This window comes from Streptomyces sp. ISL-43, assembly GCF_018614195.1.
GTDB lineage: Bacteria > Actinomycetota > Actinomycetes > Streptomycetales > Streptomycetaceae > Streptomyces.
On sequence record NZ_JAGGOT010000052.1, the window covers coordinates 64,941 to 90,240 of the forward strand.

General features: G+C 71.9%; 23 protein-coding genes. 10 read left to right on the forward strand and 13 right to left on the reverse strand.

Annotated elements, in window-relative coordinates:
• Positions 1–22: 22 nt before the first annotated feature.
• The 4 genes from J7F03_RS28550 (at position 23) to J7F03_RS28565 (ending at position 4,249) form a co-directional block, all read left to right on the forward strand.
• On the forward strand, positions 23–697 hold the full coding sequence (locus J7F03_RS28550; RefSeq protein ID WP_214954489.1) for an urease accessory protein UreF: 675 nt from the start codon (positions 23–25) through the stop codon (positions 695–697).
• Between the two features lie 128 nt (positions 698–825).
• Positions 826–1,521, forward strand: coding sequence for an urease accessory protein UreG (gene ureG / locus J7F03_RS28555; protein WP_214954491.1), 696 nt, complete (start codon positions 826–828; stop codon positions 1,519–1,521).
• Positions 1,518–2,363 carry an urease accessory protein UreD gene (locus tag J7F03_RS28560; protein ID WP_214954493.1) on the forward strand — a complete coding sequence of 282 codons (846 nt, stop codon included), beginning with the start codon at positions 1,518–1,520 and terminating at the stop codon, positions 2,361–2,363. The genes ureG and J7F03_RS28560 overlap by 4 nt, the downstream gene beginning before the upstream one ends.
• 206 nt (positions 2,364–2,569) lie before the next feature.
• Positions 2,570–4,249: an alpha/beta hydrolase gene (locus J7F03_RS28565; RefSeq protein WP_214954495.1), complete on the forward strand. Its 1,680-nt coding sequence runs from the start codon at positions 2,570–2,572 to the stop codon at positions 4,247–4,249.
• A gap of 44 nt (positions 4,250–4,293) precedes the next feature.
• Here J7F03_RS28565 and J7F03_RS28570 read toward each other — a convergent pair whose 3' ends face one another.
• The 6 genes from J7F03_RS28570 to J7F03_RS28595 form a co-directional block, all read right to left on the reverse strand.
• Positions 4,294–5,004, reverse strand: a complete 711-nt coding sequence (locus tag J7F03_RS28570) for a 1-acyl-sn-glycerol-3-phosphate acyltransferase (protein WP_214954497.1) — start codon at positions 5,002–5,004, stop codon at positions 4,294–4,296.
• A gap of 71 nt (positions 5,005–5,075) precedes the next feature.
• The gene (locus tag J7F03_RS28575) at positions 5,076–5,234 is read right to left on the reverse strand and encodes a hypothetical protein (protein ID WP_214954499.1); all 159 of its coding nucleotides are present in this window, start codon (positions 5,232–5,234) and stop codon (positions 5,076–5,078) included.
• 32 nt (positions 5,235–5,266) lie between these two features.
• Positions 5,267–6,196, reverse strand: a complete 930-nt coding sequence (locus J7F03_RS28580; protein ID WP_214954642.1) for a cytochrome c oxidase assembly protein — start codon at positions 6,194–6,196, stop codon at positions 5,267–5,269.
• A 139-nt stretch (positions 6,197–6,335) separates the two neighbouring features.
• Complete coding sequence (locus J7F03_RS28585) at positions 6,336–7,364, reverse strand: 6-phosphofructokinase (RefSeq protein WP_214954501.1); 1,029 nt, start codon at positions 7,362–7,364, stop codon at positions 6,336–6,338.
• Positions 7,365–7,554: 190 nt separating this feature from the next.
• On the reverse strand, positions 7,555–8,283 hold the full coding sequence (locus J7F03_RS28590; RefSeq protein WP_214954503.1) for a type 1 glutamine amidotransferase: 729 nt from the start codon (positions 8,281–8,283) through the stop codon (positions 7,555–7,557).
• A gap of 30 nt (positions 8,284–8,313) precedes the next feature.
• A complete protein-coding gene (locus J7F03_RS28595; protein WP_214954505.1) occupies positions 8,314–9,552 on the reverse strand; it encodes a MurT ligase domain-containing protein in 1,239 nt (412 codons plus the stop codon).
• A 123-nt stretch (positions 9,553–9,675) separates the two neighbouring features.
• Here J7F03_RS28595 and def point away from each other — a divergent pair, with 123 nt between their 5' ends.
• On the forward strand, positions 9,676–10,239 hold the full coding sequence (gene def, locus J7F03_RS28600; RefSeq protein ID WP_214954507.1) for a peptide deformylase: 564 nt from the start codon (positions 9,676–9,678) through the stop codon (positions 10,237–10,239).
• Between the two features lie 12 nt (positions 10,240–10,251).
• Here the strand turns inward: def and J7F03_RS28605 are convergent, their stop codons facing one another.
• Positions 10,252–10,896 (reverse strand): TetR family transcriptional regulator, encoded by a 645-nt coding sequence (locus tag J7F03_RS28605; RefSeq protein ID WP_214954509.1) that lies wholly within the window; start codon positions 10,894–10,896, stop codon positions 10,252–10,254.
• 183 nt (positions 10,897–11,079) lie between these two features.
• On the opposite strand from J7F03_RS28605, the gene J7F03_RS28610 reads away from it, so the two are divergent.
• Entirely contained in the window at positions 11,080–12,309 is a 1,230-nt protein-coding gene (locus tag J7F03_RS28610) for an acyl-CoA dehydrogenase family protein (protein WP_214954511.1), read from the forward strand.
• Positions 12,310–12,399: 90 nt separating this feature from the next.
• Here J7F03_RS28610 and J7F03_RS28615 read toward each other — a convergent pair whose 3' ends face one another.
• Positions 12,400–12,837, reverse strand: a complete 438-nt coding sequence (locus J7F03_RS28615; RefSeq protein ID WP_214954513.1) for an SRPBCC family protein — start codon at positions 12,835–12,837, stop codon at positions 12,400–12,402.
• A gap of 155 nt (positions 12,838–12,992) precedes the next feature.
• Here J7F03_RS28615 and J7F03_RS28620 point away from each other — a divergent pair, with 155 nt between their 5' ends.
• The gene (locus J7F03_RS28620) at positions 12,993–13,178 is read left to right on the forward strand and encodes a DUF5999 family protein (RefSeq protein ID WP_112449366.1); all 186 of its coding nucleotides are present in this window, start codon (positions 12,993–12,995) and stop codon (positions 13,176–13,178) included.
• Positions 13,179–13,325: 147 nt separating this feature from the next.
• On the opposite strand, the gene J7F03_RS28625 is transcribed toward J7F03_RS28620, so the two are convergent.
• Together J7F03_RS28625 and J7F03_RS28630 are read right to left on the reverse strand one after the other, a co-directional pair.
• Positions 13,326–15,347 (reverse strand): NB-ARC domain-containing protein, encoded by a 2,022-nt coding sequence (locus tag J7F03_RS28625; protein ID WP_214954514.1) that lies wholly within the window; start codon positions 15,345–15,347, stop codon positions 13,326–13,328.
• 168 nt (positions 15,348–15,515) lie between these two features.
• Positions 15,516–16,523, reverse strand: a complete 1,008-nt coding sequence (locus J7F03_RS28630; RefSeq protein ID WP_308380003.1) for a fibronectin type III domain-containing protein — start codon at positions 16,521–16,523, stop codon at positions 15,516–15,518.
• Between the two features lie 295 nt (positions 16,524–16,818).
• On the opposite strand from J7F03_RS28630, the gene J7F03_RS28635 reads away from it, so the two are divergent.
• A complete protein-coding gene (locus J7F03_RS28635; protein ID WP_214954515.1) occupies positions 16,819–17,013 on the forward strand; it encodes a hypothetical protein in 195 nt (64 codons plus the stop codon).
• Between the two features lie 170 nt (positions 17,014–17,183).
• A complete protein-coding gene (locus J7F03_RS28640; RefSeq protein WP_214954516.1) occupies positions 17,184–18,752 on the forward strand; it encodes a hypothetical protein in 1,569 nt (522 codons plus the stop codon).
• A gap of 33 nt (positions 18,753–18,785) precedes the next feature.
• On the opposite strand, the gene J7F03_RS28645 is transcribed toward J7F03_RS28640, so the two are convergent.
• Both J7F03_RS28645 and J7F03_RS28650 read right to left on the reverse strand, forming a co-directional pair.
• On the reverse strand, positions 18,786–19,895 hold the full coding sequence (locus J7F03_RS28645; RefSeq protein ID WP_214954517.1) for a PP2C family protein-serine/threonine phosphatase: 1,110 nt from the start codon (positions 19,893–19,895) through the stop codon (positions 18,786–18,788).
• A gap of 95 nt (positions 19,896–19,990) precedes the next feature.
• Complete coding sequence (locus J7F03_RS28650; RefSeq protein WP_374104405.1) at positions 19,991–23,485, reverse strand: M28 family peptidase; 3,495 nt, start codon at positions 23,483–23,485, stop codon at positions 19,991–19,993.
• Positions 23,486–23,660: 175 nt separating this feature from the next.
• Between J7F03_RS28650 and J7F03_RS28655 the strand changes: the two genes are divergently transcribed.
• A complete protein-coding gene (locus tag J7F03_RS28655) occupies positions 23,661–24,620 on the forward strand; it encodes a LysR family transcriptional regulator (protein ID WP_214954518.1) in 960 nt (319 codons plus the stop codon).
• 55 nt (positions 24,621–24,675) lie between these two features.
• Here the strand turns inward: J7F03_RS28655 and J7F03_RS28660 are convergent, their stop codons facing one another.
• Entirely contained in the window at positions 24,676–25,272 is a 597-nt protein-coding gene (locus J7F03_RS28660) for a TetR/AcrR family transcriptional regulator (RefSeq protein WP_214954520.1), read from the reverse strand.
• Positions 25,273–25,300 lie beyond the last annotated feature (28 nt).

The following is a 25,300-nucleotide window of genomic DNA, read 5'->3' on the forward strand; positions in this document are numbered from 1 at the left end:
CTCTTCTGATGGGCACGCGCCGATGAGCATCGCCGCCCTCCTCGTCCTCGCCGACGGACGCTTCCCTGCCGGAGGCCACGCGCACTCCGGCGGGGCCGAAGCCGCCTGCGAAGCGGGCCGGATCCACGACGCCGCCACCCTGGAGGAGTTCTGCCGGGGCCGGCTGCACACCGCCGGGCTCGTCGCGGCCGCCCTCGCCGCGGCCGCCGCCCTCGGGATCGACCCGGCAGCCCTCGACGAGGCCGCCGACGCCCGGACCCCGGTTCCTGCGCTGCGCACCGCCGGGCGAAGGCTCGGCCGACAGCTGATGCGGGCCGCCCGGGCCACCTGGCCCGCCGCCGAACTCGACGCGCTGGCCGCGGCGTTCCCGCGCGGGGCACACCAGCCCGTGGTGCTCGGAGTCACGGCCAGGGCGGCCGGGCTCGGGGCGCGGGAGGCCGCGCAGGTGGCGGCGTACGAGAGCGTGAGCGGGCCGGCGACCGCCACCGTACGGCTGCTCGGGCTGGACCCCTTCGAGGCGAGCGGGGTCCTGGCCCGGCTCGCCCCCGCGCTCGACTCCGTCGCCGCGGAGGCTCAGCGGTGCGCCCTGCGAGCCCGCCTGGACGGACCGGGGGCCCTGCCCGCGGCCTCCTCGCCCCTGCTGGACATCGCGGCGCAGGCCCATGCCGACTGGCCGGTACGCCTCTTCGCCTCCTGAACCGCCGCAGAGCGGCCGCCGCCGGAGCAGTCACCCCAAAACCGAAACCCCCAGAGCAGAAACCGCCGCAAGATCCACCACCCGTGGCCGCGCCCGGTCCGCTTCCCGAGTACCCCCAAGGAGACTCCATGCACCTCGACCACGGCGTGACCTTCCCGCACCGCCACACCCACAGCGCCGAGCCCCTACGGCCGGACGGCACCCGCCGCGCCCTGCGCATCGGCCTCGGCGGCCCCGTCGGCTCCGGCAAGACCGCCACCGTCGCCGCCCTCTGCCGGACCCTGCGCGCCGAGCTGTCCATGGCCGTCGTCACCAACGACATCTACACCCGCGAGGACGCTGAGTTCCTGCTCCGCGAGGCCGTCCTGCCACCCGAGCGGATCAGTGCCGTCGAGACCGGAGCCTGCCCCCACACCGCCATCCGCGACGACATCTCCGCCAACCTGGAGGCCGTGGAGGAACTGGAGGAGGCCTTCCGGGAGAGCGGCCCGCTCGACCTGATCCTCGTCGAGTCCGGTGGCGACAACCTCACCGCCACCTTCTCCCGGGGCCTGGTCGACGCCCAGATCTTCGTCATCGACGTGGCCGGCGGCGACGACATCCCGCGCAAGGGCGGCCCCGGCGTCACCACCGCCGACCTCCTCGTCGTCAACAAGACCGACCTCGCCCCCCACGTCGGCTCCGACCTGGACCGGATGGCCCGCGACGCCGCCGAGCAGCGCGGCGCACTGCCCGTCGCCTTCCAGTCCCTGCGCGGCGGGGACGGCGTGGCCCCGGTGGCGGCCTGGGTGCGCGAGCGGATCGCCGCCTGGGCCGCCGCATGAGCCCTACGGGGATCAGCGCGGCCCCCGCCGGCCCTCCGGCGACGGCTCCGGCGACGGCTCCGGCGACGGCTCCGGCGACGGGCGGCCCCGCCGGACTGCGCGCCACCGCCCGGATCCGTGCCGCGGCCGACGGGCGCGGCTCCACCGCCCTGCCGCTGCTCGCCGGTGAGGGACCGCTCGCCCTGCGCCGCATCCGGGGCGAGGGAGCCGAGGCCGGGGTCATGCTGGTCGGCGCCATGAGCGCGCCCCTCGGCGGCGACCACCTCACGGTCGAAGCCGAGGCGGGTCCCGGCGCCCGGCTGGTGCTGCGCTCGGCGGCGGCCACCCTGGCGCTGCCCGGCCGCCGTGGTGAGCCCGCGCGGTACGACGTACGGCTCGCCCTGGCGGCCGGGGCGGCGGTGCGCTGGCTGCCGGAGCAGCTCGTGTGCGTGCGCGGCAGCGACCTGCGGGTGCTGACCCGCGCCGAACTCGCCCCCACCGCCCGCCTCGTGCTGCGCGAGGAGCAGGTACTGGGCCGCAGCGCAGAGGCCCCGGGCCTGCTGCGCAGCCGCCTCACCGTGACCCGGGAGGGGCGGCCGCTGCTGGACCAGGAACTGGCCTGCGGCCCCGGCGCGCCCGACGGCTGGGACGGCCCGGCGGGGCTCGCGGGCCATCGGGCGGTCGGTCAGCTCCTGGTGGTGGACCCGCGGTTCGCGGCCACCCCGCCCGAGGCCCGGATGCTGGGGGAGTTCGCGTCGGCCACCCCGCTGGCGGGGCCGGCGGTGCTGGTCACGGCCCTGGCCCCGGACGCCCTGCGGCTGCGCGAACTGCTCGACGAGGCCTGCCGCACCTACGGTTGGTGACGCCAGGTCGGGGGAGGCCGAACCCGGGACGAAGCAGGCACCGCTCAGCGGTACACCCACTTCCGGATATCGGGTTGGCAAAGAACGGGTCCGAGCTCTGTCGCCCGCTCCTGGTCAGGCGGAAGTATCCCCCTGCACGCCGACGAAACCCGACCCGCAAGAACCAAGCCGCCCATGGCGGCAGACGACGCAGGGGGAACAACCACGTGATACGCAACGCGGCGCTGGGGAGCGCCGCAACACTGATCACCGGCACGCTGGCGGCGAGCCTGCTGCTCGCCCCGTCCGCGTCGGCCTCGCAGACCTTCCCGTCCGGCCGTGACAACGGTATCGCCGAGGCGATCGGCACGCAGATCGCCGCCGCCCGCGCGGCGCGCAGCGGGATCGACTGGAAGGACTGTCCGGCCGACTGGGGCTACGCCCCGCCCATCCAGTGCGGCTACGTGAAGGTGCCGCTGGACTACAGCAAGCCGTTCGGCAAGACGATCGACCTCGCGCTCGACCGCGCCGTCAGCACCGGCACCAAGGAGGAGCGTCAGGGCGCGCTCATCTACAACCCCGGCGGTCCCGGCGGCTCCGGCATGCGCTTCCCGCGCCGCGTCACGACCAAGAGCCCGCTGTGGGTCAACACCGCGAAGGCGTACGACTTCGTGGGCTTCGACCCGCGCGGCGTCGGCCACTCCGCGCCGATCTCCTGCATCGACCCGCAGGAGTACGTCAAGGCGCCCAAGGCCGACCCCGTCCCGGACAGTGAGGCCGACAAGCGCGCCCAGCGCAAGCTGGCGGCCGAGTACGCGGACGGCTGCAAGGAGCGCAGCGGCGAGATGCTGCCGTTCATGACCACGCCGAACATCGCGCGTGACCTGGACGTCATCCGTGCGGCGCTCGGCGAGCAGAAGCTGAACTTCCTCGGCGTCTCCTACGGCACCTACATCGGCGGGGTCTACGCGACCCTGTTCCCGGACCACGTGCGCCGCATGATCGTCGACAGCGTGGTCGACCCGGACCGCGACAACATCTGGTACGAGGCCAACCTCGGCCAGGACGTCGCCTTCCAGACCCGCTGGAACGACTGGCAGGACTGGGTCGCCAAGAACGACGCCGTCTTCCACATCGGCGACACCCGCGCCAAGGTCGAGGCCAAGTGGCTGGAGCTGCGCGCCAAGGCCAAGGCCAACCCGCTCGGCGGGGTCGTCGGCCCGGCCGAGCTCATCGGCTTCTTCCAGGGAGCCCCGTACTACGACTCCTCCTGGGTGCCCGTCGCCCAGACCTGGAGCGCGTACCTGGCCGGTGACGAGCAGGCGCTGATCGATGCCATCGCCCCGGACATGGGCGACATCCAGGGCAACATCGCCTCGGAGAACGGCAACGCCGTCTACACCGCCGTCGAGTGCGCCGACGCCAAGTGGCCGACCAGCTGGTCCAAGTGGGACCGGGACAACAGCAAGCTGCACGCCAAGTACCCGTTCCTGACCTGGTCCAACGCGTGGATGAACCTGCCCTGCGCGACCTGGAAGTCCAAGCAGAGCAACCCGATCGAGGTCGCCGTCGGCCCCAAGCGCGGTCTGCCGCCGGTCCTGATCGTCCAGTCCGAGCGTGACGCGGCCACGCCGTACAAGGGCGGGGTCTCCCTGCACAAGCGCCTCGCCGGCTCGCGACTGATCACCGAGCAGAACGCCGGCTCGCACGGTGTCACCAACCTGGTGAACCCCTGCGTCAACACCCGGGTGGACACCTACCTGCTCACGGGGAAGGTCGACGCCCAGGACGTGACGTGCGCTCCGCACGCCGCTCCGGTGGCGCCGGCCCCGGTCGCCGCGAAGTCCCTCGGCCAGGCTCCGGCCGACGCCCTGCGGGCGGCCGACGAGCTTCCGGCCATCCGCTAGGCCCACGTGTGCGGCACCGCGCCGCACACGGCACGGGAGGAGGCTCAGCGCGACCTGCGCCGGGCCTTCTTCCGTGCTTCCTCTTCCTCGGCCTTGACCTCGCCCGCGTACCGGTCCACGTACTCCTGGCCGGACAGCGCGAGGATCTCGTACATGATCTCGTCGGTGACGGCCCGCAGCACGGACCGCTCGCCCTCCATCCCCTCGTACCGGGAGAAGTCCAGCGGCCGCCCGAAGCGGATCGTGACCCGGCGGACGCTGGGGATCTTCTGGCCGGGAGGCTGGATCTCGAAGGTGCCGACCATCGCGCACGGTACGACGGGCACTCTCGCGCCCAGCGCCATGGCGGCCACCCCCACCTTGCCCTTGTACAGCCGCCCGTCGTGCGAGCGGGTGCCCTCCGGGTAGATGCCGAGCAGCTCGCCCTCGGCCAGGACCCCGAGGCCCTCGCGGAGCGCGGCCTGACCCGCGTCCTTGCCGGAGCGGTCCACCGGGATCTGCCCGGCGCTGCGGAAGAAGGCCGCGGTGAGCCGCCCCTTCAGGCCGGGCCCGGTGAAGTACTCGGCCTTGGCGAGGAAGGTGATGCGCCGCTTGAGGATCGCCGGCATCAGGAAATGGTCGGAGAAGGACAGATGATTACCCGCGACGATCGCGGCCCCCTCTGCCGGGATGTTCTCCAGACCTTCGATCCGGGGCCGGAACAGCAGCCGCAGCAGCGGCCCCAGGATCACGTGCTTGAGCAAGTGGTAGAACACCAGGCCGCTCCCGTCGACATCCCGTTGTCACGGACATCTTACGGATGGTCAGGCCCGGGGGCGTCGTGCGGTCAGACGCTGCGCGAAGCCGCCATTCCGGCGGTCAGCAGCCCCAGCACGACCCAGCCGAACCACAGCCAGCCGTTACTGCCGAGAGCCACCGAGTACGTAGCGATCGCCACCAGAGCGGCGAAGGTCATCACTGCCATCGCCTTCACGGATCCGGTCATACCCCATGGTGGCGCGCGAAGGGGGTCCAGCGCTACTGGCCACGCGCCTGAAGCGAGGCGAGATACGCGTTGTACGCCGCCAGCTCCTGGTCCCCGCTGCGGTCCTCCGCCCGGTCGGAGCGCTTCGCGGCCCGCTGCTCCGAGTGGTACCACTGGTAGACCAGCGCGATCAGCACCAGCACCGAGGGGATCTCGCTGAAGGCCCAGGCGATGCCGCCGCCCCACTGCTGGTCGAGCAGCGGGTCGATGGCCAGGGAGGCCGGCGGGTTCGCGTAGGTCTTGACCATCGGCTCGCTCGCCATCATCAGCGCGATGCCGAAGAAGGCGTGGAAGGGCATCCCGGCGAACAGCTCCAGCATGCGCATCACGTAGCCGGGGCGGTGCGGGCCCGGGTCCACGCCCATGATCGGCCAGAAGAAGAAGAGGCCGACGGCGAGGAAGTGCACCATCATCGCGATGTGCCCGGTCGTCGACCCCATCAGGAAGTCGAAGAGCGGGGTGAAGTACAGGCCGTACAGGCTCGCGATGAACATCGGGATGGTGAACACCGGATGGGTGACCACCTTCATGTAGCGGCTGTGCAGCAGCATCAGCAGCAGCTCGCGCGGCCCCTTGTGGCCGCGGGCGGCCGGCGCCAGCGCGCGCAGCGCCAGCGTCACGGGCGCGCCCAGCAGCAGCAGGATCGGGCTGAGCATGCTGATCACCATGTGCTGGACCATGTGCACGCTGAACATGACCATGCCGTAGTCGTTCAGCTTGGTGCACATCACCAGGGCCACGCTCAGCACGCCGATGGTGAAGGCGACGGTCCGGCCGACCGGCCAGGAGTCCCCGCGCCGGCGCAGCCGCAGCACGCCCCACGCGTACAGGGCGAGACCCGCGAGCGAGCCGATCAGGAAGAAGGCGTCGAAGGAGAATTCCAGCCCGCGCCCGAGGGTGAAGGGCGGCAGGTCCATGTTCATGTCCATGCCGTCGTGCGCGAGGTAACTCAATCTCTTCACTCCCTTGACCTGTGGTGCCCCACCACAGTAATGCCGCCCCCGGACGGGAAATCGTCCGGGGGCGTCCATTACAGGAAAGACACGTAGAAGGGGGGAAAGATCACAGAACGTTCTGCGCCTCGGAGTACCGCTCGGCCGGAACGGTCTTCAGGGTCTGCACCGCCTCGGCGAGCGGCACCATCTCGATGTCCGTGCCGCGCAGCGCCGTCAGCATCCCGAACTGGCCGCGGTGCGCCGCCTCCACCGCGTGCCAGCCGAAGCGGGTCGCGAGGACCCGGTCGTACGCGGTGGGCGTGCCGCCGCGCTGGACGTGGCCCAGGATGACCGGCCGGGCCTCCTTGCCGAGCCGGTCCTCCAGCTCGACGGCGAGCCGGTTGCCGATGCCGGCGAACCGCTCGTGCCCGTACATGTCGGTGCCGCCCTCCTCCAGGGCCATCGAGCTGCCCTCGGCGGGCTTGGCGCCCTCGGCGACCACGACGATCGCGAACCGCTTGCCCTGCGAGAAGCGCTCGCCGACGATCGCTGTCAGCTCCTCGATGTCGAAGGGGCGCTCCGGTACGACGATCGCGTGCGCGCCGGCCGCCATGCCCGAGTGCAGGGCGATCCAGCCGGTGTGGCGGCCCATGACCTCCACCACCATCACGCGCTGGTGGGACTCGGCAGTGGTCTTCAGCCGGTCCAGCGCCTCGGTGGCGACGCCGACGGCGGTGTCGAAGCCGAAGGTGACGTCGGTCGAGGCGATGTCGTTGTCGATGGTCTTCGGGACGCCGACGATCGGCAGGCCGCCCTGCGAGAGCAGGTTGGCGGCCTTCAGGGTGCCCTCGCCGCCGATCGGGATGATGGCGTCCAGGCCGAGATCGGCGACGTGGCCGCGGGCCCGCTCCACGCCGTCGCGCAGATGGGCGGGCTGGACCCGGGAGGAGCCCAGGATCGTTCCGCCGCGGGCCAGGATGCCGCTCACGGCGTCCAGGTCGAGCTTGCGGTAATCGCACTCCAGCAGACCGCGCCAGCCGTCGTGGAAGCCGATGACCTCGTCCCCGTGGTCGACGACGGCGCGGTGCACGACGGAGCGGATGACGGCATTGAGGCCGGGGCAGTCGCCTCCGGAAGTGAGCACACCTATGCGCATGGCAGGAAGGACCTTTGCAACGTGGGCCGACGACCGGACCACGTCGTCCGGTTGGAACTACCCTGCACCCTACAAGTCGATCCCCGGTGGACTGAACCATCCTCCACATGCTGGTCAGCTCAGTCGTACGAAAAGACGTCGGCCCGGATCCCCTCGGGGAATCCGGGCCGGACGGCAGGCGTCGCGCGGGTTACGCGGGCTGGGTCGCCGCCGCGATCCGCTCGGCGCGCAGCGCCTCGTACCAGCGGTCGTCTATGGGCGGCAGCGCGTTCACGTCGAGGGCCAGTTTCAGCAGCAGGTCCGCGATCTGCGGGTTGCGCGCCATCACGGGACCGTGCATGTACGTGCCGAACACCGTGTCGTTGTACGCGCCTTCGGTGCCGTCTCCGGTGCCGTTGCCGCGCCCCATCGTGACCCGGGCGAACGGCTTCGCCGTCGGGCCGAGGTGCGTGATGCCCTGGTGGTTCTCGAAGCCGGTGAGCTGCGGCAGGCCGAGCTGCGGGTCGATGTCCGCGAGGACGTCGCCGACGCACCGCTCGCCCTCGCCGCGCACGGTCACCACGTCCAGCAGGCCGAGGCCCTCCTGGCGCTGGCCGACGTCGTTGACGAACTCCTGGCCCAGGATCTGGTACCCGGCGCAGACGGAGAAGACGATCGCCCCGTTCGAGACGGCACGCTCCAGACCGCCGTCGCGCAGGAGCCGCTCCGCGGCCAGGCGCTGCGGCCGGTCCTCGCCGCCGCCGATCAGGTAGATGTCGCCCGAGGTGGGGATCGGCTGGTCGCTGCGCACGTCCACGCGCTGCACGTCCAGGCCGCGCCGCCGGGCCCGGCGCTCCACGACGAGGGCGTTGCCCTGGTCTCCGTACGTGCTGAGCAGGTCGGGGTAGACCCACACCAGACGCAGGCTGTTGTCGCTCATGCTCTTGTCCTCTGCGGTTCTGACGGGGGGCTAGTTGCCGACGCGGCGGCGCACGTCCTGGAAGGCGGTGTAGTTGGCGATCAGCTCGATCTGTCCGGGCGGCGCCAGCTGCACGGCCTCGTCGAGGGTCTCGCACACCCGGAAGTCCAGGCCAGCGACCTCGAGGCGGACCGCGAGGTCCAGCTTGCGGTCGCCGATCACGAAGATCGGGTGGCCGGCCAGGCGCGGGTAGTCCACGTCCCACAGCCAGGAGGTGTCGGTGCCGTCCGCGCCGCGCGCGTTCACCGACAGGATGACCGGGGTCGGCGGCGGGTCGATCAGCGAGAACGTCTCGAGCCAGCCCGCCGGGTTCTTCGCGAGCAGCAGGCGCAGTTCGCGGCCCTGGAAGCTCACCACGTCGTAGCGTCCGGCGACGGCCTGCACCTGGTACATCCGCTCCAGCGCGACCTGCGGCGGAACGCCGAAGACGGCGGCCACGGCGGCCGAGGTGGCGGCGTTCGCCTTGTTGGCGCGGCCCGGCAGCTGGAGGTTGATCGGCCAGGCGCTGCCGTGCGGGTCGAGCACGTGGTCGCCGGAGAGCACCCAACTGGGGGTGGGACGCCGGAAACCGCACTCGCCGCAGTACCAGTCGTCGCCCGGACGCTGCATGACGCCACCGCAGGAGGGGCACGACCAGGCGTCGTCCTTCCACTCCTGGCCGGCCGCGACCCACACCACGTTCTGCGAGGACGAGGCGGCCCAGACGATCAGCGGGTCGTCCGCGTTCGCGACGAGGACGGCCTTGGAGCCCGAGAGGCCCTCGCGCCACTTCTCCGCGAGCATGCGGGTCTCGGCGGCGCGGTCCAGCTGGTCGCGGGAGAGGTTGAGCAGGGCGATCACCTTGGGGGTGACGTCCCGGGCCACTCCGGCCAGGTACTTCTCGTCCACCTCGATGACGCCGTAACGGGCGTCCGAGCCGCCCGCCAGGGCGGAGGTGATGCCCGCCGGCATGTTCGCGCCCAGCGCGTTGGAGACGACCGGACCGCTGGCCCGCAGGGCCTCCGCGATCAGCCGGGTCGTCGTGGTCTTGCCGTTCGTCGCCGAGACGAGGACGACGTCGAGATGCTGCGCCAGCGCGCCGAGAAGATCGGGGTCGAGCTTGAGCGCGACCTTGCCTCCGATCACCGATCCGCTTCCGCGTCCCGCGGCCCGCGACACCGCCGCCGCGGCCTTGCCCGCCGTCACGGCCAGCTTGGCCCGCGGCGAAAGCGGCTCTGTGTTGCCTGCCATCGTCCCTTGTCCTCCTTGCGTCGGTCGCCCCCAGCCTATCCAGTACCTGCCCGCGCCCCGACCGCGGCGCCCCCGGTCGGGCGAAGATCTCCTCATATAGTCGCCCGTCGTACCCTTACGGCCATGCGACAGCGCCCTCTCCCCGGTACCTCCGGCATCGTCCGCACCATGAGCCTGCTGGGCGACCCGGTGCTCCACTCGGCCTGTGCCGAGGTCACCGAGTTCGGCCCGGCTCTCGACCGGCTCATCGAGGACATGTTCGCCACGATGTACGCCGCCCAGGGCGTCGGCCTCGCCGCGAACCAGATCGGCGTCGGGCAGCGGGTGTTCGTCTACGACTGCCCCGACGACGAGGACGTCCGCCACGTCGGGCACATCGTCAACCCGCGCCTGGTGAGCGCCGACGGGGACGAGTTCGCCGGCCCCGAGGGATGCCTGTCCCTGCCGGGGCTGGAGGCGCCCACGGTCCGCTTCGACGAGGCCGTCGTCGAGGGCGTCACCTCGGACGGGGCGCCGGTACGGGTGTCCGGGACCGGCTTCTTCGCCCGCTGCCTCCAGCACGAGTGCGACCACCTGGCCGGGACCGTCTACGCGGAGCGCGTGACGGGGCTGCGGGCGCGCACGCTGCGGCGCCGGATCCGCAAGACGGACTGGGGCGCCGCCGGGATCCACGCGCTGGCGGAGTGAGCCCGGCGGGCCTCAGAAGCCGGGGCCGTCCTCGCGGTTGCCGGCCGTGGCCAGGCGGCCCCACAGCAGATCGGTGAGGCCGCTGACGAGTTCGGCGCGTTCGCAGGGGCGCTCGCCGAGCCACCAGTCGCCCGCCGCGTGCATCATGCCGACGATGCCGTGGCCCCACACGCGGGACAGGCGCTCGCCGCCGGGGCCGAGGTCGACGCGCTCGCCGATCACCTGCGCCAGCTCCTCGCCGAGGCGGCGCAGCAGCGGGGCCGAGTGCAGGCCGACGTCGAAGCCGCGCTCGACGGCCTGGGAGTCCTCGGCCGGGTGCATGAGGAAGCGGTAGACCTGCGGCCGCGCCTCGATGGCGGCGAGATAGGTGTCGAGGGTGGCCTCCACCCGGCTGCGCCGCTCGGCGGGGGCGTCGAGCGCCGCGCGCAGCGAGTCGAGGAGGGCGTCCGTGTGCCGGACGGCGAGCGCCTGGTAGAGGCCGGCCTTGTCGCCGAAGTGCCGGTAGAGGATCGGCTTGGTGATGCCGGCCTCGGCCGCGATGGCGTTCATGGACGCCTTGGGGCCGTCCCTGAGCACGACCCGGTCGGCCGCCTCCAGCAGCTCGCGCCGCCGGCGCTCTGCCGCTCCCGGCTCGCCCGTCTGCTGTGTGGTCTCCATGACGTGTCTCACTCCCCGCCCTTGCGATGTCCTGACGCCCACGCAACGTAACACTCCGCACACCCTGGCGATCTCATCGGAGGCCCGCATCGGTGCTGCTTGACAGTGCTTACCGGCCGGTAACAGACTGTGTCGCTGTTCGGGTTACCGGCAGTAACCATCTGCACGAAAGCTGGAGGGGACATGGCGGAGTTCACCATGGAGCTGAACGACGACCAGAAGCAGGTGCGGGACTGGATCCACGGCTTCGCCGCCGACGTGATCCGTCCCGCGGCCGCGGAATGGGACGAGCGCGAAGAGACTCCGTGGCCCGTCATCCAGGAGGCCGCCAAGGTCGGGATCTACTCGCTCGACTTCTACGCCCAGCAGTTCTTCGACCCCACCGGCCTCGGCATCCCGATGGCCATGGAGGAGCTGTTCTGGGGCGACGCGGGCATCGCGCTGTCCATCGTCGGCACCGGGCTGGCCGCCATCGGCGTCGTCGCCAACGGCACCGAGGAGCAGATAGGCACCTGGATCCCGCAGATGTACGGGACCCCCGACGACGTCAAGGTCGCCGCCTTCTGCTCCTCCGAGCCCGACGCCGGCTCCGACGTCGGCTCGATGCGCACCCGCGCCGTCTACGACCGGGCCAAGGACGAGTGGGTGCTCAACGGCACCAAGACCTGGGCGACCAACGGCGGCATCGCCAACGTCCACATCGTCGTGGCCGTCGTCGACCCCGAGCTCGGCACCAAGGGCCACGCCTCCTTCATCGTGCCGCCGAACACCCCCGGCCTGTCCCAGGGCCAGAAGTTCAAGAAGCACGGCATCCGCGCCTCCCACACCGCCGAGGTGGTCCTGGAGGACGTGCGCGTGCCCGGGTCCTGCCTGCTCGGCGGCAAGGAGAAGCTCGACGAGCGCCTCGCGCGGGCCCACGAGCGGGCCAAGGCGGGCGGCGGCGAGCGCGTGAAGAACGCGGCCATGGCCACCTTCGAGGCCTCCCGGCCGGCCGTCGGCGCCATGGCGGTCGGTACGGCGCGCGCCGCGTACGAGGTGGCGCTGGACTACGCGAAGACCCGTACGCAGTTCGGCCGGCCGATCATCGACAACCAGGGCGTCGCCTTCCAGCTCGCCGACATGCGCACCTCCATCGACGCGGCCCGGCTGATGGTGTGGCGGGCCTCGTGGATGGCGGTCGCGGGCAAGCCCTTCACCTCGGCGGAGGGCTCGATGTCGAAGCTGTTCGCGAGCGAGGTCGCCAAGAAGGTCACCGCCCAGGCCGTGCAGATCCTGGGCGGCAACGGCTTCACCCGCGAGTACCCGGTGGAGCGCATGCACCGCGACAGCGCGATCTACACGATCTTCGAGGGCACCAGCGAGATCCAGCGCCTGGTGATCGCCCGGACGATCTCCGGCATGCCGATCCGCTAGAGCGGGGCTTGAACGGGGAAAGGCCCCCGGGCCGCCGCGAAGGCGGGCCGGGGGCCTTTCGCGCGGCCGGGGACGGCCCCGCCGTGCCGTTCAGGGGCGCAGGAGGGCGTCCAGGGCGCGGGCGAAGAGGAAGCGGGCCGCCGCGGCGACCAGGGGGTCGAAGAGGCGGCCCAGGCCGCGCACGCGCAGTTCCTCACGCCACTCCACCTCGCAGCCGCCGGCGGGTGCGGGGCGGACCTCGATCTCCGCCCGGCCCGTGACCGCGCGACCGTGTTTGACCAGCCTGACCAGCCCCGTGGAGACGCCTTCCGGGGGTTGCCAGACGGTGACTTCCATCGGATCGTCGAAAGTGATCCTGCCCACGCCCGTGCGCGCCGTGAAGCGCGTTCCGACGCGCGTCGGAGGATCCGTCTCGATGATCGTCCGCGTGAGCGGAACCTCGGCGCCGTGGCGTTCCCAGTCAGTAAGCCTCAGCCACGCCCGCGCGGGGGTGAGGCGCGTTCGGCGAATGATCCGGATAGCGGGCATGAGCGCATCGTAATCGGGCATACACACCCTGAACTGGGCGGCGAATATGGCTTCCGCCCAGGGGTGGCGATCAGCAATACTCACCGCCACTGTGGATCGCGGATTCGACCGGGTGACCACCGGCCCTCCCGCCCCACTCTGCGAGGAGGTGCGCCATGTGCTCCCACCAGCCCCCCTGCCCGACCGCCGAAAGCGCCGACCACGACGCCGCACGCACCGTGGCCTTCCACCCTGAACAAGGCTGGAATCTGCTCTGCAACGGAGCCGTGGTCTTCGACGATACCGGCGAACTGCTCCCCGACGGCCGCACGGTGGAACCCCGCCGCCCGGCCCTGGTCTGAGCGAGGAGGCAGCATGCGCCAGCAGCTGATCCGCAAGCCCGTTCCCAAGCCCGCACCCCGAGACCTGGATCTGCGCACACCGTCGGGCAGGCCCCTCCCGTACTGACGGGAGCCCAGGAGTCACGGCGGGTCCCACCGGCGGCTTCCTCAGCCGGTGGGCGCTGCCGAGCCGGCCAGGAAGGCGCTCTCGTACGCCGCGTCGCCGATCGCCGCCCTGGCCTGGCGCTCGCCCTCGTCGCGCAGTGCCGTCAGCGAGGGTGAGCCCATCTGAGGCCGGCCCACCGTGCGCCACCAGGCGTGCCCGGTGCCCAGCAGGCGCGCCGCCAGCTCGCCGTCGCCCATGGCCGCCACCGCAGCCGCCAGCAGGTCGAGGCCCAGCGCGATCCCGAAGCGGTCGCCCAGCAGCCGCTTGCCCGACAGCATCGCCCGCACGTGCCGGGTCGCCTCCCCGTGGTGGCCGAGCCCGAAGGCCGCGACGGCCAGGACGTAGTCCGCGTAGGCCCGCAGCCAGCGCTCACCCAGCTCCTCGCACGCCTCGCGCAGGCCCCGAGCCTCCAGCTCGGCCTCCTCGAAGCGCCCGAGGTCGCACAGGGCGTAGCTGGTGGCCAGCCGGCACAGCAGCCAGCCCGCGCCGGTCGGCCGCCCGCCGTGGCCCCCCCGTGCCCGGGGGCCGGCGAGCGCGAGCGCCGTAACGGGATCGCCCGGCATCAGCACCGCCACCGCGTGCAGGTACGCCGCGCGCAGCTCCGGCTCCGGGTCGGCCAGCGAGGCCGCCGCGGCCGTGCACCGCTCGCCGAGCTCCCCGGCCGTGTCCAGGTCGCCCTGGAGCAGGGCCGTGAGTCCCAGCGCCCACAGGGCCTGGGCGTGCGCGGCTCCCACGTGCGGGGCGCCGTGCAGGGCCCGTTCCAGGAAGGCCCGGCCCTCGTGGACGTGCCCGCACGAGAACCAGAAGAACCACAGGCGGCCGGTCGTTTCGAGGGCCGCCGCGGGGTCCGAGCCGAGCAGGTGCTCCAGGGCGGTACGCAGCTGCGCGTGCTCGGTGGTCATCCTGCGGTACCAGTCCACCTGGCCGGGCCCCAGCCAGCCCCGGTCGGCGGCGTGCGCGAGCGCGGCGTACCAGTGGGCGTGCCGGTCGGCGAGGATCCGTACCTCCCCGAGCTCCGCCAGCCAGTCCTGGCCGTACTCGCGGATCGTGTCCAGCAGCCGGTAGCGGGCGCCCGTGCCCCGCTCGTGCGTGCACCGGACGACCGACTTCGAGACCAGTCCCTTGAGCACCCGCTCCACCCGGGTCGCGGGCAGCGGGCCGCCCGAGCAGACCGCGCGCGCCGCGGCGGCGTCGAAGTCCCCCGTGAACACCGAGAGCCGTGCCCACAGCAGCCGTTCGAGAGGCTCGCACAGCTCGTGGCTCCATCCGATCGCGGTCCGCATGGTCTGGTGCCGGGGCAGCCGCGCGGCAGCGGGGTCCGCCAGCAGGTCGAAGCTGATGTCGAGCCGCTGCGCCATCTGCTCCAGGGTCCACAGCCGCGTCCGGGCGCCGGCCAGTTCGAGGGCGAGCGGGATGCCGTCCAGGCGGCGGCAGACCTCGGCGGCCACGGCCACCCGGTCAGGGTCGGCGAAGGTGGCGTCGGCGTACGGGGAGGCGGCCAGGGCGCGGGTCCGGAAGAGGGCGAGGGCGTCGCTGTCGGGCCCGTCGCAGGGCAGCGGATTGACCTCGACCACGTTCTCGCCGGGGCAGCCGAGCGGCTCACGGGAGGTGATCAGTACCGTCAACCCGGGCGCGGACTGCAGGAGTTCGCCCACGAGGTGCCGGCAGGCGGACACCAGGTGCTCGCAGGTGTCGAGGACGAGCAGCAGCTCCCTGTCGGCCATCCAGGCGCACAGTTCCTCGTCGAGGGGGCGCCGGGACCGGTGGGCGAGGCCGACGGCGTGCGCGACGGTCGCGGTGAGCAACTCGGCGTCGCGCAGCGGGGAGAGGGGCACCCACCAGACGCCGTCGCGCCGGCGCTGGCGGGGATCCGCGGCGGCGCGCAGGGCCAGCCTGGACTTGCCCACGCCGCCGACGCCCGTGAGGGTCACGAGCCGCTGCTCACGCAGCATGTCGTACAGGAGGCCGAGTTCACGCTCGCGGCCCACGAAGCTCGCCGTCTCCGGCGGCAGGTTTCCCGGCACGGCGCCAGAGTCTGGCTCAGGGGCGCCGCCCGCGGGATCTGGCTGATTGTTGTTGACCGAGTACTCACCGAACACGAATGTATTGTGCGTGATCTTCTTTCTGCGCAGTGCCGTTCGGGGCAGATCGAAGGGACGGATTCCGGTCGGCGGGATGCGGCGGACCGGGGCTCAGGCCGCGAGCGTGACGCGCCGCTCGGCGGAGAAGGCTCCCCAGTTGCCGTCGGGCAGCCGCGCCCGGAGCTTCACCGTCCACACCGTGCCGGGCGGTTCGGCGACCGTGAGCCGGTGCTCCGCCCGGCCGGCCGGGACCGCTCCCGCGCCGAACTGGATGACGGTGGTGGGGCGGCCGTTGACGTAGAGCTCGTACTCGCTGGTCTCCCGGCCGGTCTGCGGGGCGGTCCATGACAGGGTGACCGCGCCGGGCGAGGCGGTCGCCGTGAACTCGGCGGGAGCGGTGTTCGGGCGCTGCCCGGGCCCGGCCGGGGTCGTCACGTCCACCGCGGGTCCGTCCGGGGAGGAGTTGTCCGCGCCGTCGCGGGCCCGGACGGTGAAGGTGTAGACGGTGTCGGGCTGAAGGCCCTCCAGGGTGGTTCCGGTGCTGCCCGGGCCGGCCGTGTGGATCCGGGCGTCGCCCTGGTAGACGTCGTACGCGGTGACGCCGGAGTCGTCGGTGGCCGGCCCCCAGGTCAGTTCCGCGGAGGTGGGTCCGAGCGCGCGGCCGGCCGTGCCCGTCGGGGCCGTCGGGGCCCGGTGGTCCTCGGCCTCGGCGGCGGGCGTGGTCGCCGATACGGCCGCGGTGGGCGCGGAGGTGTTCCCGGCGGTGTCCCGGGCCCGGACCGTGAAACCGTAGGCGGTCTGCGGGGTGAGGCCGGTGATGTCCACCATCGTCTTGTCGGCGGGGAGTTCGCGGACGAGGTGGTCCGACTGGAAGACCAGGAACGCGGCCACCTCGTCGGCGGGCGCGGGCGACTGCCACATGACGTGGACCGAAGTGGCGCTGCCGGCCTGGGCGGTGAGCCCGCCGGGGGCCGGCGGGGGCGTGGTGTCGGCCGAGGAGCACGCCGTCAGGGCGGTCGCCGCGAGGGTCAGGGCCAGGGTGAGCGCCGCCCGCCCGGCGGAGGGCCGCAGGAGGTGGCGTACGGGGTGCGGCGCGGGGCTTGGTGCGGGGTCGTGCACGGCGGGCGCCCTCTTCTTCCGGCTCCTCGGAAAGGTCTAGACATATATGGCATGCGGCGAGGCGGCCGGGCAAGACCCGCGCGGACCCTTCTCGTCGATGTGACCCGATTCGCGTCCTTCTGTTCCCGTCCGGCTCCGTCGCGAGCTCGCGGGTGCGAACGGACGGCCCGCCGGGACGAGATCTTCAAGGACCGAGCACCGGTCACGGACGGTCAACACCCGTTTGGCGGACGCGCGTTTGCCTCGAAGGACCCTCCTCCTGCGCCAACATGGCGCCGCGTAAGGAGGTGTTCCGATGGTGATCTCCCTCTCCGTCGTCGTCCTGCTCCTCGTCCTCGCGTGGATCTTCCTGCGCGGCGGCGGCCTCAAGCTGTCCCACGCGATCGTCTGCGTCCTGCTCGGCTTCTACCTCGCGAGCAGCAGCCTGGCGACGACCATCCACAACGGCGTCTCGGCCACGGCGAACGTGGTCGGCGGCTTCACGCCCTGAGGGCTGTCCGGTAATCCCCGGCGGCAACCCGCGCACGGTGATCGACTGTTGCGCCTTCGTGAATCATCCGGCTCCTCCATGGACTCCTCGGGCAGTGCGATCTAGCGTCTGGCGGCGGCGCGATGTCATACGCGATGTCAACAAAGCTGAAGACAAAGGAGGAAGTCCGGATGTTCCGAAGAGCGCTGAACTGCGCCGTGGTGCCGGCCCTCGTCGCCTTCGCGGCGATGCACGGGGTCGCCCCGGCCGCCGCCGGGGAGATACCCCTGGCCCCGGGCCACCGCCTGGTCGGCCACTACGACGGCGGGCCCGCCGCCGCCGTCCCGCTGCCCGGCGAGGCCCCGCCGCAGCACCCCTTCCTCGCGCCCAACGGCCGCAGCGGCATGCACTCCGACGCGGCCGGCAGCGCCACCTCGCCCTGGTCCGGGCCGCTCGGCAAGAACCCGCGGGTGACCAGCGAGAGGATCGCCGCCCTCGGCGGGGAATGCGCCACCGCCACCTTCGACTCGGCCGGCCGGCTGGTCACCGTGTGCGGAACCTTCGGCGGTTTCAAGGTCAAGCTCCTCGAGCCCCGTACGCTCGCCACGCTCGCGGAGTACCAGCTCCCGCAGCGCTCCTCGACGGTCCAGGCGATCACCTCGCTGGACTTCTCGAAGATCTTCAAGGACACCTCGGGCGGCGCCTACTTCTACCTGGACGACCAGGACCGCGCGGTGCTGGCCGACTCCCGCCAGCACATCCTGCGCCTCTCCCACGTCCGCGCCCCGGACGGCGGCTGGAAATTCGAGGTCGACGACGACTGGGACCTCACCGGCCAGGTGCCGCACGACTGCGTCGACTGGACCAACCTGTGGCCCACCGGCACCTGCGACCCCGTCACCTCGGTGATGCCCGACTGGGAAGGCCGCGTCTGGTGGGTCACCCGGCAGGGCCGCGTCGGCACCGTGGACCCGGCCACCTCGGTCATCCGCTCGATCCGGCTGGCCGGCGAGGAGATCCAGAACTCCTTCTCCGTCGCCGAGGACGGCGTCTCCATCGTCACCGACCACGCGCTCTACAGCTTCCGCGCCGCCGCCGACGGCACTCCCGTCGCCCAGTGGCGCCAGACGTACGACCGGGGTACGGGGACCAAGCCCGGCTCGGTGAACCAGGGTTCGGGCACCGCCCCGGACCTCTTCGGCGACGGCTACGTCGCGATCACCGACAACGCCGACGACCGGATGAACGTCCTGGTCTACAAGCGGGGCGTGGACGTCCCCGACGGTCAGCGCCTGGTGTGCAGGGTCCCGGTCTTCGGATCGGGTGCCTCGACCACCGACAACTCCCTGATCACCTGGGGCAACAGCATCGTCGTGGAGAACAACTACGGCTATGAGAACGTCACTTCGCTGCTCCTGGGCAAGTCGGTCGTCGGCGGCGTCAGCCGGATCGACGTCCGCGCCGACGGCAGCGGCTGCGACACGGTCTGGCAGAGCGCGATCCGCTCGCCGTCCGTCGTCCCGAAGCTCTCGACCGCGAACGGGCTGCTCTACTTCTACGAGAAGGAGCCCAGCGCCTGGGGGATCGACGCCTGGTACCTCACGGCGGTCGACTTCCGCACCGGCGAGCGCCGCTGGCGGCAGCTGACCGGCACGGGCCCGCTGTACGACAACAACTGGGCCCCGATCACCCTCGGCCCCGACGGGACCGCCTACATCGGCGTCTTCAACGGCATCGTCGCGGTCCGCGACGGCGGCTGAGCCGCTGCCGGGGGAGGGCTCCGGTGCCCCGCCTCAGCGCATCCGCTCGATGGCCACCATCGCCGCGTCGTCGCCCAGCCGGCCGGCGGAGGAGTGCGCGAGCAGGTCCGCGCGCAGGTGGCGCAGGAGTGCGTCCGGGCCGTCGCCGGGCCAGTCCGCGGCCCGCTCCGGCAGCGGGTAGAAGGCGCCCGAGGCGTCGCGCGCCTCGATGACGCCGTCCGTGTACAGGAGCACGACGTCGCCCGGCTCGAAGGGGAAGGACTGTGCGGAGAAGCCGGTGTCCACGAACTCCGAGAGGCCCAGCGGCGGCGCCGGGTGGTCCACCTGCAGGGGTACGACGCCGCCCCCGCGCAGCAGCAGCGGCGGCGGGTGCCCGCAGCTGACGACCCGCAGGCACGGTTCCCCGTCGGGTACGTCGAACACGGCCGCGGTGGTGAAGCCCTCCTCGGGCCGCCCGGGGCCGTCCGCGGCCCGGTCGGGGTCGGCGGCCACCGCGGCCTCCAGATGGGCCACCAGTCCCGGCAGGTCGGCCGCCAGGTGGGCGGCGGCCCGGAACGCGCCGAGGACGATCGCGGCGTCCCCGACCGCCTCCAGCCCCTTGCCGCGGACGTCACCGATGATCAGCCGGGTGCTGTCGGAGGTGCGGGCGGCGGCGTAGAGGTCGCCGCCGATCTGGGCTTCCGCCTCGGCGGCCAGGTACACGCAGGCGACGCGCAGCGGGCCCATCCGGTCGCGCAGCGGTCGTAGGACCACCTGCTGTGCGGCGACCGCCACGGAGCGCAGCCGGGTCAGCTGTTCCTCGTGGACCTCGCGCAGATGTGCGAAGAAGGTGACGAATATCGAGATCAGCACCAGCGCGATGATCTGAAAGGTGTGGTTGAGGTCCGTGAGGGAGGTGCGCGCGATGGCCACCCCCACCTGCGCGAGCACGGCCACGGCGCCCACGAGCCCGGTCGTGCGGGGCCCGGCGAAGGAGGCGGTCAGGGCCGGCGCGGCGATCAGGAACGGGCCCAGGTGGACCTCCGGCGGCGCCAGTAAGTCCACGACCGTGACGAGGGCGATCAGCGCGAAGGGGACCGACAGGAGCACCGCCCGCGATTCCCGGAGCCGGCGGGTGGGCGGGTGCGGCGTCGAGGGGTCCATGCCTCCTGCATACACCGCGCACGGCCGGGCGGCACCCGCTCCGGCGTGGGGCCGGGGCGGGTGCCGCCCGGGTGGGACTCAGGGTGCCGGGGGCGTCAGCTCACCTGGAGGGTGACGTCGTCCACGACGAAGGACGTCTGGAGGGAGGGGTCCTCCACGCCCTGGAACTTCAGCGTGACCGTCTGGCCGGCGAACTGGGAGACGTTGTAGGTCTTGAGCTGGTAGCCGGAGGCCGCGTTCACGTTGGACAGGGTCTCCAGCGTCTGGCCGCCCACCGAGACCGTGAATTTGTCGTAGACGGTGTTCTCGGTCTCGTCGGTGTCGATGTGCAGGTAGAAGCCGAGCTGGTAGGTGGTGCAGCCGGTCGGGATGGTCACCGACTGCGACGCGCTGTCCGTGTGGGTCTGGCCGTAGCCGTCCAGCCAGGCCTTGTACGAGCCCCCGTGCGGGGTCTGGCCGGCCTGGTTGGTGATGACGCCCGAGGTGGCCGTCCACGGGCTGCTGCCGCTCTCGAAGCCGCCGTTGGCGATGAGCTGGCGCGGGGTGCAGGTGCCGCCGCCGCCCCCGACGGTCAGGGTGTAGGTGGTGGCGTGGCTGACCGTGCCGGTGCCGGTGACGGTCAGGGTGTACGTGCCGGGCGCGGCGCCGGCGCCGACCTGCACGGAGAGCGTGGAGGAGCTGCCCGACTGGACGGAGGTGGGGCTGAGCGTCGCCGTCACGCCGGCGGGGGCGCCGGAGACCGACAGGGCGACGTTCTGGGCGGCGCCGCTCACGGTGGCGGTGTTGACGGTGGAGGTGACGCTGCCGCCCGGGTTCGCGCTGCCCGCGGCCGGGGAGGTGCTGATCGAGAAGTCCTGCGCCGGGGTGGTCCCGCCGACGGCCTGGTTCCAGATCGTGTAGGCGACACCGTCGGCGCTGCGGTCCAGGACCGTCGGGCTGATGTTGCTCGTGGTGTCGCAGGACCTGTGGTAGCAGGGGTCGTACGCCGCGTTCGCGGTGCCGCCCCACTTCGTGGCCTGCGCGGAGGTCTTGCTGGCGCTGGCACCGGCCGCGTAGCCGGAGGTGGGGATGCCGCCCTGCTGGAAGGAGTAGTCGTCACTGCGGCCCTGGCCCTCGGTGTTCTCCTCGGGGGCGAGGTTCAGCGAGGTCCAGTAGGCCTTGAGCGGCGCGGCGGCGGTGGAGTTGACGTTGTTGATGAAGTAGCCGCCGTTGGTCGAGCCGACCATGTCGAAGTTGTAGTAGGCCTTGATGGCCGACTTCTGCGTGCTGCTGAGCTGGTTGACGTAGAACTCGGAGCCGTTGAGGCCCTGCTCCTCGTCGGTCCACCAGGCGAAGCGGACGTGCTTGGTCATCGTCGGGTTCTTCTGGGCGAGGACCAGCGCGTTCTCCAGCAGGGTCGCGGAGCCCGAGCCGTTGTCGTTGATGCCCGGGCCGGCCGAGACGCTGTCGAGGTGCGAACCGAACATGATCGTCTGGTCGGCGGGGCCGCCGGGCCAGTCCGCGATCAGGTTGTTCGACGGGTAGGTGCACGAGGTGCAGTTCTGCTCGGTGACCGTGTAGCCGGCGGCCTGCAGCTTGCCCTTGACGTACGCCACCGACTGGGTGTAGCCGGCGCTGCCCGCACGGCGGTTGCCGCCGTTCTGCGAGGCGATCGTGTTCAGCTGGGTCAGGTGCGCCTGGACGGCGGCCACGTCGATGTTCGGCGCGCCGGGGGTGGGCGTGGTGCCGCCGACGGTCAGCGAGTAGTCGACGGTGTGCGAGAGGGTGGTGCCCTGGCCCTTGACGACGACCGTGGACGGCCCGGGAGCCGCGTTGGCCGAGGCGGAGAGGGTCAGCGTCGAGGACTGGCCGGCCGTCACGGTGGCCGGGTCGAAGGAGGCGGTTACCCCGGCCGGCAGGCCGGACGCGGTGAGGGTCACCTGCTGGGCCGTGCCGGTGGAGACCGCGGTGGCCACGGTGGTGGTCACCGAGGCGCCCTGCTGGACGGTGCCCGCGGCCGGGTTCAGCGCGAGCGAGAAGTCGTTGTTCTGGCCGCTCGGGGTACAGGTCGGGTCAGCGGACTGCGCGGGCACGCTGATGGCGTCCCAGGCGGCCTTGGTCTTGTTGAACAGGTTGCAGGTGGTGGGGTCCAGCGACTTGGCGGAACTCAGCGTCGCCGTCCGGTACTTCTTGTAGGACATGCTGGAGGTCTTCAGCAGCATGCCGCCGTAGAAGATCTTGCCGGCGTTCTGTACGCCCACACCGGTCAGCGTGGACTGGTTGCAGGTGCTGCTGTTGGGCTTGCCGCCGCCCGGGCTGGTGCCCTCGGCGAGCAGGTAGAACCAGTGGTTCAGCGGGCCGGCCGCGGCGTGCACCTCGGTACCCGGTATGGAGGAGCTGTAGCAGGCCGGGTCGTTGTTGACGGCCGCCGGGTTGTACATGTTGCGGATCGGGCCACTGCCCACGAGGTTGATCACCTCGCCGACGAGGTAGTCCGGGGTGTCGTACGGGGACGGCTGGTTGATGTAGGCCTCGGTCAGCGCGCCGAAGATGTCACCGGTGGCCTCGCCGAGCCCGGCCTCCTGGCCGCTGGTCCCGCCGGGGGTGTTGGAGTCGATGGCGTGCCCGTACTCGTGGGCCACCACGTCCACCGAGGCGATCCACTCGTTGGCCTGGTTGTGCCCGATGGTCACCGAGCTGCCGTCCCAGTACGCGTTCAGGTCGCCGAGGCCGACCTTGCCCGGGAAGCTGCGGCCGCTGCCGTTGACGCCGTTGCGGCCGAGCCACTGGCTCAGCATGTCCCACTGCTTCTGCGCGGCGAACATAAGGTCCGTGCAACCGGTTTCCTTGGAGGTCGGGTTGCCGGTGCCCCAGGAGTCCGAGGACTTCGAGAAGACGGTGCCGGAGCTGTAGTCGGCGCAGCTCAGACCGGTGCGGTTCGGGTCGCGCAGGGAGTACGTGGAACCGGACGCGGTGGTGTCGATGGTCAGCGGGTTCGGGCCGTTCCACTTGCTGTTGCCGCTGCCCGCGACCACCTCGTCGAACCGGTCGACGACCTTGCCGGTACGGGCGTCCACGAACACGTGGAGCTTGCTGGGAGCCGTACCGGTCCGGCCGATGAGCACGGTCTCCCAGGACAGCACCGGCTTGTCGTCCTTGAGCTTGACGACGAGCCGGCTGCTCTGCACCTGGTCCGTCTTGACCAGCTCGCCCCGCGAGGTGGCCTCGGCGGCCTTGGCGCTCACGGTCGGGGTGGTCGCCACGTCGATCACCGTCGAGGAGGCCGACTGGAGTGCGCGGACCCGCCCTTCGCCGTCGGCGAGGACGACCGCGTCGCCGCCGACGACCGGCAGGCCGCGGTAGCTGCGCTCGTAGGCGACCGAGTACAGGTCCTGCACCCAGGGGGTGACGAGGCGCCGGTCGTACTGCTGCTCGGGAGAGTTGACCAGGGTGTCGAGGCCGCTGCGCACGGCGGCGTCCGCCGCGGCGACCGCCCGTTCGGCGGACTTGCTCTGGCCGGGTGCGGGATCCGCCTGCTGCGTGGCGGAGGCCGTGCCGGCCAGCGTGCCCGCGAGGCCCGTGGTCAGCACCATGGCCGCGATGGCGGCCATCCATCTGGTGGGCTGCAAGAGTCCACTCCGATCGTATGTGGGGGGTGGGGAGGAGAGAGCGGAGTTCTGGCTTTCGCGGCTGAGTATGGACGTGTCCATGACGAGATCGGGACATCTCTGCGTGCATAAGACCGGCGTTATGGTGTCGTCGCATGACGCTGCGTAAGCTGCCGGAATGCAGCTGGAGTTGAGACATCTGCAAGCCGTCTGCCAGATAGCGGAAACGGGCAGCCTGGGTGGTGCGGCGCGGAGGCTGGGGGTCTCGCAGCCGGCGCTCTCCGCCCAGCTGCGCAGGATCGAGCGGGTCACCGGCGGCGAACTCTTCGTCCGGGGCCGGCGCGGGGTCGAGCCCACCCCCCTGGGCCAGTTCGTCCTCGCCAAGGCGCGCCGGGTGCTCAGCGAGATGGACGACCTGGGCGCCGAGACGCGGGCCCGGACGGTGGGCGCCCCGCTGCGCCTGGGCTGCATCCTGCTCGTGCTGATCGACGGACTGATCGCGCAGCAGGACCTGGTCCTGTCCGGCCGGGAGATCACCGTGGACCTGGAGGACTCGGTGACGGCCCTGGTGCGCATGCTCGGCGCCGGCCGCTACGACGTCATTGTGTACGGCGAGGTCAACGACCACGAGGTGCCGCTGCCCGCGGGAGTGCTGGCCAGGACCCTGGTCCCCAAGGAGCCGTTCTGCATCCGGATGTCCGCACGCCACCCGCTGGCCCGGCTGGAGGCGCTGGACCTCGCCGACCTCGCCGGCGACCCGTGGATGACGCTGGTGGAGGACGACGACGGCGGCCCCGAGGCGCTGATCGAGGCCTGCGCCAAAGCCGGCTTCGCCCCCTCGCTGCGTTACCGGATCACCGACCGCATGATGCAGTACGACCTGATCTCCGCCGGCCGCGCCGTCTCCCTCTGCCAGCCCACCGCGCCCGCCGTGGCGGGCACGGTGATCCGCCCCCTGATCGGCGCCCCCATCATGGGGCGGATCCGCCTCGCCTGGAACCGCTCGACGGTCTCGGCCCGGCAGGCGGACCTCTTCTACCGCTCGGCGGCCTGCGCGTACCTGGCCAACGTGGACAACAACCCCTTCCACCGGGCCTGGTGGGACGAGCATCCGGAGGTCCACCCGGCCCTGGACTGACCGCACGCCGTCCGGGCCGCCGGCACGGGCTCCCGCGCGGGGACCCGAGGGGTGATCAGCTGGGCCGGACGAGTGCGGCCACGTGGTCGGTGACCATGTCGAGGATCTCGGCCGCGGCCTTGTCGTCGCCGAGGACGAGGAAGTTCAGCGTCACCCCGTCCGTCATGGCCGCCAGGTAGCGGGCCAGCACGCTCACCGGAACGCTCAGCTCGAACGGCGTGACCCGGCGCAGCTCCTCGATCAGCTCGGCGTAGGTCTCGCAGTACAACTCGTACTGCCGGCGCGCCAGATGCCCGAACTCGGGCTGGCGCAGCGCGTACTGGGTGAGCTCGTAGGTGAGCATGTGCGCGCCGGGGCTGGCCGCCACGTGGTCCCAGTAGGCCTGGAAGCCCGCCCGGATGGTCTCCCGCAGCGTCGCCTTGGGCTGGATCGCCGCCTTCACGATCGTGACGTAGTGGGCGGTGATCGTCTCGATGACCGACTCCAGAAGCGCCTGCTTGGAGTCGAAGCAGTAGTGGAAGACGCTCAGGGACACGCCCGCCTCGGCGGCGATGGACCGGGTCGTGGTACGCGGCACGCCGTCGCGGGCCATCGCGCGGATCGCCGCCTCCGTCAGCTGCGTACGCCGGTCGGTCAACGGCATCCGTGCCATGTACGGGTCCCCCTTCGCTCTGGTGCCG